This window comes from Micromonospora sp. NPDC005161 (genome assembly GCF_053599855.1).
Genome location: NZ_JBSFYQ010000054.1, coordinates 26,644 through 35,696, shown reverse-complemented (window position 1 = coordinate 35,696; position 9,053 = coordinate 26,644). Strand labels below are relative to the sequence as shown.

The following is a 9,053-nucleotide window of genomic DNA, read 5'->3' as shown; positions in this document are numbered from 1 at the left end:
GGTTACCTCGACGCTCATCATGGGCAGCCCCGCCCGTCGTCTCACCAACCCGATTACACGCTGCTGGGACCAACCCCATTACGGCTATGCAGGGATAGACGACGGACGAGGCACCGACCAAAGCTTGACTCAAAACGACTTACGCTGATGAGCGGATACTCGGCGTACCTAGAGCGGTGCCGTGAAAACAGATCTTCAGATCTGACCCGTGGCACTCGCCGTCGTCCGGCGTGGCGACGCGATCCTTGTTCCTCCACTCAGCCGAGATGGCGGATGGGCCATCTAAGCCGCAGGCCATAGGTATCTCATCGATGAGGGCGGCCCCGTCAAGCGGCAACCGTTGAGCCGTTTCGACGCACAGGGAAAGCCGTCCCGTCTGACATGATCTCCTTCCGGCGGGCCGTGCGGCTCAGGTTGGTATGGCTTTTGCGGCGCGGGTGGCCCCCGCCTGTCGGCCGATGGCGACCACGGCGGCGATGGTGATCGGGACGAGTGTCAGGTGGCAGAGGGCCAGTGTCGCCTTGCTCGCGGTGTCGAAGTCGGTGGGCAGGGTCATTAGGGCGATCGTGCCGACCGCCAGCACCGGGCCGACGACCAAGGCGGCCCGGATGACCCAGGCAGCAAGCGGTGCCAGCAGAGCGACGACGGCAAGGCCGATCAGCAGTGGTATTGCGCTGAAACCAGCGACGGTGACCGCGTCGACCTCGGCCGGTCCGCTGGAGGAGGTGAATTGAAACGTGCCGCCGGCTGCTCGCCCGACGCTGTAGAAGACGAGATTGACCACCACGGCGGTGACGCCGCCGAGAGCGACGACCGCCACCCGAGAGAGCCTAGACATCAGCAGGCTCCGTTCCGCGCTGACGGGCCAGGAACGCCTCGATGCGGGCGAATGCACCGGCCCACACCTCGCTGACGAAGAAGTCACGGACCTCGGGAACCGGGAAGCCGCTCTGGACGACGGTCATCAGGGTACCGCCGTCCTTCTCTTCGAAAGTGACCTCGATACGGGTCGTCATGGTCATGCCATCCGGGCTGGCGCCGCTGGACTCGGTGACGAGCCGGTGCGGGCGGTCGATCTCGACGAACGTCTGCGTCTCCCGGAACAGCATGTCGGGGCTGGGCCCCCACACCGCAGTCTGCTGTCCGCCGACCCGCAGATCGACCTCGATCTCGACGATGCCGGGCTGCTCGTCGAGGATGGTGAACCAGATCTTCTGCTTCTCGGCGTCCGTGTACGCGTCGAAGACCTCCTCCGGTGTCGCGGGCAGTTGCCGCGTCATCTGCATGTCAAGCGTCATGAATCCTGTCCCTTCGGGCCGGGTTGGAGGGTGAAGTAGGCGTCGAGACCGTCGAGGCGGCGGGCCCAGAGCCGTTGGTAGAAGCCGATCCAGGCCATCGCCTCATCCAGCGGCGCAACGCCGAGGCGGCACTGACGTGACCGGCCGACCTTCTCCGTAACGACGAGTCCGGCATCTTCGAGCACCTGGACGTGCTTTTTCATACCGGTCAGGCTCATCCCGGTGGGCTCGGCGAGCTCGCCGATGGTGGCCGGGCCGTCGCCGAGCCGGATCAGAATGCCTCGGCGGGTCGGATCGGCCAGCGAGGCGAACACCCGGTCCAGGACATGTTGGTGAACCATGTAGTTCACCTTACGACACTGAACCTTCAAGCTCAATGTCGTCTTGGTGCTGCCGCGCGGCGACGCGCTCAATTCGGCAGATCCGGATGGTGGGGGCGCATGCCTGCAACTCATGGCGTGGGTCCTATCGCCGGCAGCCCCAGGAAGGCGGGCCCGGCAGGCTGCCTGCGGAGGGCTTCTTGGCGTTTCTGAGCGAGGAAGGTCAGCGTTAGGTCGATTCCTTCAATCTCGACGAGCCAGCGCTCCTGTTCAGCGCGGTGCCGCACCCGCTCGAAGAACTCGGGAAGCTCGAACGGTTCGGCCTCCTCGTCGAGCTTGCGTAGGTCTCCCCGCAGCCCCTCGGGGAGCTGCACGGCGAGATCCCGTGCCTGGCCGCCGCTGAGCCGCTCCGCCAACGTCGCGAGCGTCGGGATGTCGTCTTCGTCGACGGCGTCCGTACCCCGTTCGGCAAGGCGGGTGGCACGGGTGATCGGCTCGGACCTCGAACCCCCTCCTGCCGCGAATGCTGCGTCTACCCGCGCGTCAAGGGTGAAACGGCGCCCGCCGCGTCAGTGGCCGGGAGCCTCCGCGGCGCGTGCCGCCGCGACGATGGCGCTCACCCCGATCCCGGCCTGGTCCATCAGCTGGGTCGGGGTACCGGAGGTGGGGAGGCCCCGTACCGCCAGGTGCTTCACCCGCACCGGCTCGGCGAGGTCGGCCAGGGACTCGAGGACCGCCGACCCCACGCCACCCTCCGGGTAGTGATCCTCGACCACCAGCAGCCGGCCGCCGGTGGCCCGGACGGCGTCGAGCAACCGGTCCCGGTCCAGCGGCTTGACCGAGTACAGGTCGATGACCCGGGCCTTGATCCCCTCGCGCGCCAGCTCGTCGGCGGCGGCGAGGCAGTTGTGCACCGTCACCCCGGCGCCGATCAGCGCGACGTCGTCGTCGTCGTCGCCGCCGCGGAGCAGTTTGCTGCCGCCGACCGGGAAGGCGTCCTCGTTGTCGTAGAGCACCGGGTACTTGCCTCGGGTGGTGCGCAGGTAGTTGACGCCCTTGCGGTCGACCATCTGCGCGACGAGGGCCGCGCAGGACACGGCGTCGCTGGGATACAGCACCGTCGACCCCTGCACGGCGCGCATGGCTGCCAGGTCCTCCAGCCCCATCTGCGAGGGACCGTCCGTCCCGATCTCCACCCCAGAGTGCGACCCGGACAGGGCGATGTCGGCCCGGGAGATGCCGGCCATCCGCACGAAGTCGTAGGCGCGGGAGAAGAACGCCGCGAAGGTCGAGGCGAAGGGCCGATAGCCGCGTACCTGAAGCCCGACCGCGGCGGCGACCAGTTGCTGTTCGGAGATGAACATCTCGAAGAACCGGTCGGGATACGTTTCGCCGAACTTGTCGGCGCGGGTGGAGTCGCTGACCTCACCGTCTAGGGCGACCACGTCCGGCCGCGAGCCCAGCGCGCGCAGCGCGTCACCGTACGCGTTCCGGGTGGCCACCTTTGCCCCCTTGTCGTACCGCGGCAGCGTGGGCGGCTCGCCGACGGGGGCGCCGGCGGGCGGGGCGGACTCGGGTTGCGGCCCGGTGACGCGGATCTGGCGTATCCCGCCGAGAGCCTCCACGGCCCGCTCGGCCATGTCGGGTTTCAGCGGCTTGCCGTGCCACCCGGGCTGGTTCTCGACCTCCGGCACCCCCTTGCCCTTGACCGTCCGGGCGAGCACCACGGTCGGACCCGTCGCCTGCCGCGCCCGGCCGAACGCCTCGTCGATCGCGGCCAGGTCGTGGCCGTCGATGACGAGCGCCTGGCAGCCGAACGCCTCGACCCGGCGGCGGTAGGTGTCCAGGTCCCATTCCAACTCGGTCGGACCCCGCTGCCCGAACCGGTTGATGTCGACGATCGCGGTGAGGTTGCGCAGTCCGTAGTGGCCGGCCTTGTCCAGCGCCTCCCAGATGGAGCCCTCGGCCATCTCGCTGTCGCCGCACAGCGCCCACACGTGGAACGGCAGGTGGTCGAGGTACCGGCCGGCGAGCGCGATCCCGACCCCGACGGGCAGTCCCTGACCGAGCGACCCGGTGGCCACGTCGACCCAGGGCAGGGCCGGCGTGGGGTGTCCCTGCAGGCGCGACCCGAACTGGCGGTAGGTCTCGACCAACTCCTGATCGGTGATCGCGCCCACCGCCTTGAAGACCGCATACAACAGCGGCGAGGCGTGGCCCTTGGAGAAGATCAGGTGGTCGTTGGTCCGACCGCGCGGGTCCGTCCACTGGTAACGCAGGTGTCGGGAGATCAGCACCGCGAGCAGGTCCGCGGCGGACAGACTCGAGGTCGGATGCCCCGATCCCGCCCTGGTGCTGCACCGGATCGCGTCCACTCGGAGTTGGGCGGCGAGCTCACCCAGTCGGGTGAGCTCCTCCGCGCGCAGGGTGCGCTCTGCTTCCATCGTCACCGGCATCGCCTCCGCAGATACCGTAGTCAGGAAAGACCCGCATTACCCGGTAATCGCCGATTTGCCAGGGGCAGAGCGGGCCGGCCACGACCGGGAGCCGACCAGCCAGCCCGCCACCGCCAGGTACGGGCCGAAGACCGTCGGCGGGTGCCGGGCCGTGGGTGGTTGCGGAGGGAGCCATCCCGCCTGCCATCGACCCGGCGAGCCGAGCAGGCGCTCTTGCATTAAGCCATCGCGCCGTCTCGGCGCCGCAGATCTTCCCGTCACGAGGTTCCAGACGGGCGGCAGGGCGGCCATCGGTTGCTCGATAGGGCTGCCAGTAGGACACCTTTTGTCCCGATCCTGTAGACCGAGTTGTGGGCCCCAAGCTCGATCTTGCAGGAAGCCTTGCGACAAGTGATCTTGACGATCCCTTAACGCAACAGCGCCCCAGTCAGCACGGCGTCGGCCGACTGGAGGCGGATCTGGCTGACCTCGGCGACCGCCAGCCTGAGCTGGTATCCGTAAGTTCCTGTGCGGTTGGTGACCTGGCAGGTGCCGATCGGGTGCATGGCGCCGGCACGGTCGACGGCGAAGGCTGCGTAGGGGCCGTCGGCGGGCGCGGCGGTGATGGTGACCAGCACCCAGGACGGGTTCCCCTGGTAGAGGAAGACGGTGCCCGCTGGTCGTGCGTCGGCAGTGGTCAGGGTGGTTGCCTTGAGGTAGCGACCGTTGGCGACAGCGAGGGTCTGCCGGTACTGGTCGGCTAGGCGCCGGTCCTCTGCGGTACGTGACTGGACGAACAGCGCCCCGCCGCCGGCGCCGACCAGCACGGAGACCGCGATCGCCAGGGCCGCCACGACCCGCCGCCGGGCCAAGAAACGCCGGCGGGGTGGCGGCGCGGGAGCCGCGTCCAGCCGGGCGAGGACGCTGCTCTCGAACTGCGGCGGGGGATCGACGGAGGGCGCGAGCAGCAGGACGGCATCGGCGGTCGTGGTCAGGTGGTGAAGTTCTCGGCGACAGTCCTGGCAGCGCGCCACGTGGGCCAGGGCCCAGGCCCGATCATCCCCAGCGGCCGCACCGGTGGCGAGCTCCGGGAGCACGCCGCGCACGTCGGGGCACTGTGGCAGCTCACTCATCACGTACCTCGAAATGATCGCGTAGCCGGGACAGGCCCAGCCTGATCCTGGTCTTGACGGTGCCCAGCGGTAGGCCCTGTCGCTCGGCGATCTCCTTGGCGGTGAGTCCGTGGAAGATCGCCAGGACGACGGCCGTGGCCTGTTCGGGCGGCAGCTCGCGCAGGGCGACGCGGATGCGGTCGGCGTCGGCGACCTCGTCGGTCGGTGCGGTGGTGGCGGCGGTTTCGGCGGCGGCGAGCAGCGCCACCATCACCTCCGGCTCGTAGGGGCGATCGCGGCGCAGCCGTATCGCGTCGATTGCCGCGTTGCGGGTGATGGACAGCAGCCACGGCAGCACGGCGCCACGGCGGGGATCGTAGCCGCCGGCGTACCGCCACGCCCGCACGAACGCCTCCTGGGCGACGTCCTCGGCCGTGGCCGTGACCCCGACGATACTCACCGCCAGGCCGTATACCCGGGCCTGGAAGCGGCGCACGAAGCTCGCCGTGGACTGCGGGTCCCCGGCCGCCATCCCAGCGACCAGAGCCTCGTCACTGACACCCACATTCAGTACTACGCACGACACGTCGTTGCGGGATCTCTCCTGGGCGAGAAATCCCTCCCCAGGTCGACGCAGGTAGTACTGGTATGAGACTCAAGATTGCGATAGGCGTGGCGATGCTGGCCACACTGGCCGCCTGCACCGGACCGAACGGCGCGACCGGGGGCGACAGCGGCGAGTTGTCGGTCCTCGTCGTCGAGCCCGTCAGCGGCGCTACCGTGTCCACCCCGTTCACCGTCAAGGTTGACAGCAGCGAGCCGCTCGGCCCGAGCGAGTCTGGCCAGCACCACGTGCACATCTGGTTCGACGACAACGAATCCGACTACCTCATCGTCGAGTCCAACACCACCCAGATCACCGACGCGCCCTCCGGGCAGCACACGATGCACGTGTCGCTGCGCAACGCCAACCACTCCCCGGCCGGGGCCGAAGCCACCACGCCGATCACCATCGGAAGTGGCGGAGGGCCTGTACCCTCGCCCAGCGCCGCAAGCGAGGGGACGCCACCCACGATCTCCAACCCGTACATCTACTGACGCCATGGCCAGCGACCCAGGCACCGTCCGGCGCTACTCCCGCGCCACGCGGTGGTTTCACGCACTCACCTATCTCACCGTGCTGATCCTGCTGGGTACCGGCTGGTGGTTGGTCGCCGGGCGGGAGGGGCAGCCCAGTGTTGCCGCTCGGCTGACCGGGATCGCCGACACCAGCCTGCACCGGTACGCCGGCTGGGTGCTGACGGCACTGGCCGCCAGCGCGGTGACGCTCGGGGTACGGGCAACCCGCGCCTTCCTCCGGGAGTCGCTGCGCTACGACCACGGCGATCTGAGGTGGTTCGCCCGCTGGCCGGGCGCATTCGTGACCGGCCGGTTCGCCCGGCACGAGGGCCACTTCGACCCGGGACAACGGGTCGCGAACCTGCTGATGGTCGGGCTGTTCGTGGCCCTGATCGGCAGCGGCATCGGGTTGGTCCTGGTCACCGGTGGCCCCTGGTTCGTCTGGCTGCAGCGGGTGCACCGCTGGGCCACGTACCTCATCACACCGGTCCTCATCGGACACATCGTCATCGCTGCCGGCCTCCCGCCCGGCTACCGCGGCGTGGCCCGAGCCATGCACCTCGGTGGCCGCCTGCCGCTACAGGTCGCCCAGCGGCTCTGGCCGGGCTGGCTCGATCGGCAACGCGGAGCCCACCATGACAGCTGAGCCGCCGTGCCCGTTCACGACCTCGGTCGCCTCGCTGCTCATCGGCGCCCTCGGCCCGCTCGAACGGCAGGAACTCGAAACCCACCTGCGGCAGTGCCCGATGTGCCTGGAGGAACTCATCCTCCTCGCGCCGCTGCCCGGCCTGCTGCACCGAGCAACGCCGCCTGAGTTGTGCCCCCGATGGGAGCCCTGATCGACGGGATGGCAACGAGCGTCGGGGTCGGGCTCGCGGTGGGTGTCCGCGTCGGCAGCTCGGCCGGCTGCTGCGCCAGTTTCGCACCGGAGCGGGCGTGACCGTGGGCGCCGCCGCCGAGGCGGCGGGCGGTTGAATGGCTGGTCGACAACTCGCTCGTCGACGACGAAACGGGCGAGCGTTTCGTGGCCGAGCACCGAGATCCCGACCATCCCTGAGCTGGCGCCCGCGCCGCGCGATTTCCTGTACGACGAACGCACGCATCTGCCGCAGGCCGCGCGTCGTGGAGCGCAGCCGTCTGACGGGTGGCGACGCGCGCATGTGCCGATGAGCGGATATCTGATCTTGATCCCGGTGTCGGTGTGCGATGACTAAAGTCTCGTGCCCTTGCGCGGAGCCGAGACCCACGCGGGCTGGTACTGCTGCGGGCTGATTGTGCGGCAGCCGCCGAAACAAGTACTAGCGGAAACGGGTTTGCTATGGAAACCTGTTGGCATGACCACTGACTCGGTACCCGCCGGCGGTGACCCCCGCCGGCTGCTGTCTGATGCGCGCGACCTCGCGCGCCGGGTTCGTCTTGACCAGCGGGTGACGTGGCTGCCGCTGCTGGTGCTGGCCCTGGTGATCTTCGGGGCGATCCCGGCGTACCGGTACGGTCGCGTCGTCAGCGACTGCCAGGCGGTGCAGGACGGCCAGGTGTGCAAGGTCTGGTTCCAGACCGTGACGTTCTACTGGTTGGCGGCGCTGGTCCTGGCGTACGTGGTGATCGCCGGCGGGTACCTGCGGGTGGCCCGGGCCCGGGGCGTGGACGCCCGGGTGCTGCCGTACGCGGTCACCGGCGTCGCGCTCGTCGGGCTGGGCTTCGCCTTCGCGGCGGTGTGGATCCGCCTCAACCCGCTGACCTACCCGGAGGAGCCGTCCGCCTTCGCCCAGTTCCTGTCCCGGCTGCTCGACCCGCCCGGCGCGATCGGGTTGGCCCTGCTGGTGCTGGCCTGGCTGGAGCGGCACGTCGCGCTGCTGCTGTTCACCATCGGGTACCTGGCGGTGGTGCTGGTGCCGATCAACTTCGGATGGGGCGCGCACTGGGGTCCGCACACCTGGTTCATACCCGAGCTGGTCATCAACGGCGGCGTGCTGCTGCTGGGCAGCGCCGGCTTCGCGCTGGCGCAACGGCTGCGGCGGCCCCGGTGACCGACCCCGCCGACACCCCGGAGCCGGACGAGACCGAATCCCCGCATCCGGTCACCGGCCTGGACGACGTGGTGCACCAGCGGGTCCGGCTCGGCATCCTCACCATCGCGCACGAGGCCCGCCGGGTCGAGTTCGGCTACCTACGCACCCAACTAGAACTGACCGCCGGCAACCTCTCCCAGCACATAGGCGTGCTGGAGACCGCCGGGCTGGTCCAGGTCGAGAAGGGCTACGCCGGACGGCGCGGCCGTACCTGGATCACCCTCACCGCCGCCGGCAACACCGCGCTCGCCGAAGAGATCGGGCGCCTGAAGCTGCTCATCGCGCGAGTCGAGACCACCGACACCCAGGAGGACCGATGACCACCGCACTGACCCGCCGACACCTGCTCGCAGCCGCGCTCGCAACCGGGGTCGCCGTGCCGCTCGGCGACGCCGGCCGCGACCACGACAGCCACCGCCGCTTCGTCCGCGCCCGCGGCATCACCCCCGTCATCGCCCGCCGCGGCACCGCCCACGGCTCCAACCTCGGCACACTGCGCTGGGTCAACGCGCGTCCAACCCAGAGCCTCCGTCGACGAGACGAGTCGACTAGGCAAACGACACCATTTGATCGGGTACACGGATCTGCCGCTGAGGCGGTGCTGCGGCTCACGTCGATCGTCACGGTCCGTACGCCGCTCAGCAGGCCATTGATCACAAGTCTGGCGAGCGCGCCACATGGCGACGATCTTGGCTCG

Annotated in this window: 12 protein-coding genes and 1 pseudogene; 6 read left to right on the top strand and 7 right to left on the bottom strand. The window is 69.4% G+C overall.

Going from position 1 to position 9,053, the window contains the following annotated elements:
* Positions 1 to 409: 409 nt before the first annotated feature.
* The 7 genes from ACWD5O_RS32695 to ACWD5O_RS32665 all read right to left on the bottom strand — a co-directional run bounded on the left by ACWD5O_RS32695 (position 410) and on the right by ACWD5O_RS32665 (position 5,730).
* The gene (locus ACWD5O_RS32695; RefSeq protein WP_450087654.1) at positions 410 to 820 is read right to left on the bottom strand and encodes a DUF6069 family protein; all 411 of its coding nucleotides are present in this window, start codon (positions 818 to 820) and stop codon (positions 410 to 412) included.
* A 10-nt stretch (positions 821 to 830) separates the two neighbouring features.
* A complete protein-coding gene (locus ACWD5O_RS32690) occupies positions 831 to 1,298 on the bottom strand; it encodes an SRPBCC family protein (protein WP_387328774.1) in 468 nt (155 codons plus the stop codon).
* A complete protein-coding gene (locus ACWD5O_RS32685) occupies positions 1,295 to 1,639 on the bottom strand; it encodes an ArsR/SmtB family transcription factor (RefSeq protein WP_387328827.1) in 345 nt (114 codons plus the stop codon). The genes ACWD5O_RS32690 and ACWD5O_RS32685 overlap by 4 nt, the downstream gene beginning before the upstream one ends.
* A gap of 110 nt (positions 1,640 to 1,749) precedes the next feature.
* Positions 1,750 to 2,034 (bottom strand): DUF2267 domain-containing protein, encoded by a 285-nt coding sequence (locus ACWD5O_RS32680; protein ID WP_354968214.1) that lies wholly within the window; start codon positions 2,032 to 2,034, stop codon positions 1,750 to 1,752.
* Positions 2,035 to 2,187: 153 nt separating this feature from the next.
* A complete protein-coding gene (locus tag ACWD5O_RS32675; protein ID WP_450087657.1) occupies positions 2,188 to 4,062 on the bottom strand; it encodes a transketolase in 1,875 nt (624 codons plus the stop codon).
* Positions 4,063 to 4,481: 419 nt separating this feature from the next.
* Positions 4,482 to 5,186 carry a hypothetical protein gene (locus ACWD5O_RS32670; RefSeq protein WP_354968213.1) on the bottom strand — a complete coding sequence of 235 codons (705 nt, stop codon included), beginning with the start codon at positions 5,184 to 5,186 and terminating at the stop codon, positions 4,482 to 4,484.
* Positions 5,179 to 5,730: an RNA polymerase sigma factor gene (locus ACWD5O_RS32665; protein ID WP_450087653.1), complete on the bottom strand. Its 552-nt coding sequence runs from the start codon at positions 5,728 to 5,730 to the stop codon at positions 5,179 to 5,181. The genes ACWD5O_RS32670 and ACWD5O_RS32665 overlap by 8 nt, the downstream gene beginning before the upstream one ends.
* An 83-nt stretch (positions 5,731 to 5,813) precedes the next feature.
* Here ACWD5O_RS32665 and ACWD5O_RS32660 point away from each other — a divergent pair, with 83 nt between their 5' ends.
* From ACWD5O_RS32660 to ACWD5O_RS32635, 6 genes and pseudogenes are all read left to right on the top strand, one after another.
* A complete protein-coding gene (locus tag ACWD5O_RS32660) occupies positions 5,814 to 6,263 on the top strand; it encodes a hypothetical protein (RefSeq protein ID WP_354968211.1) in 450 nt (149 codons plus the stop codon).
* Between the two features lie 4 nt (positions 6,264 to 6,267).
* Positions 6,268 to 6,930 (top strand): cytochrome b/b6 domain-containing protein, encoded by a 663-nt coding sequence (locus ACWD5O_RS32655; protein WP_387329969.1) that lies wholly within the window; start codon positions 6,268 to 6,270, stop codon positions 6,928 to 6,930.
* Positions 6,920 to 7,123, top strand: coding sequence for an anti-sigma factor (locus ACWD5O_RS32650; RefSeq protein WP_354968209.1), 204 nt, complete (start codon positions 6,920 to 6,922; stop codon positions 7,121 to 7,123). Before ACWD5O_RS32655 ends, ACWD5O_RS32650 begins: the two co-directional genes overlap by 11 nt.
* A 495-nt stretch (positions 7,124 to 7,618) precedes the next feature.
* On the top strand, positions 7,619 to 8,314 hold the full coding sequence (locus ACWD5O_RS32645; protein ID WP_450087652.1) for a hypothetical protein: 696 nt from the start codon (positions 7,619 to 7,621) through the stop codon (positions 8,312 to 8,314).
* On the top strand, positions 8,311 to 8,676 hold the full coding sequence (locus tag ACWD5O_RS32640) for a transcriptional regulator (protein WP_354968207.1): 366 nt from the start codon (positions 8,311 to 8,313) through the stop codon (positions 8,674 to 8,676). Before ACWD5O_RS32645 ends, ACWD5O_RS32640 begins: the two co-directional genes overlap by 4 nt.
* 68 nt (positions 8,677 to 8,744) lie before the next feature.
* Positions 8,745 to 8,870 (top strand): annotated as a pseudogene (locus ACWD5O_RS32635) (IS5/IS1182 family transposase); the annotation flags it as partial.
* Positions 8,871 to 9,053 lie beyond the last annotated feature (183 nt).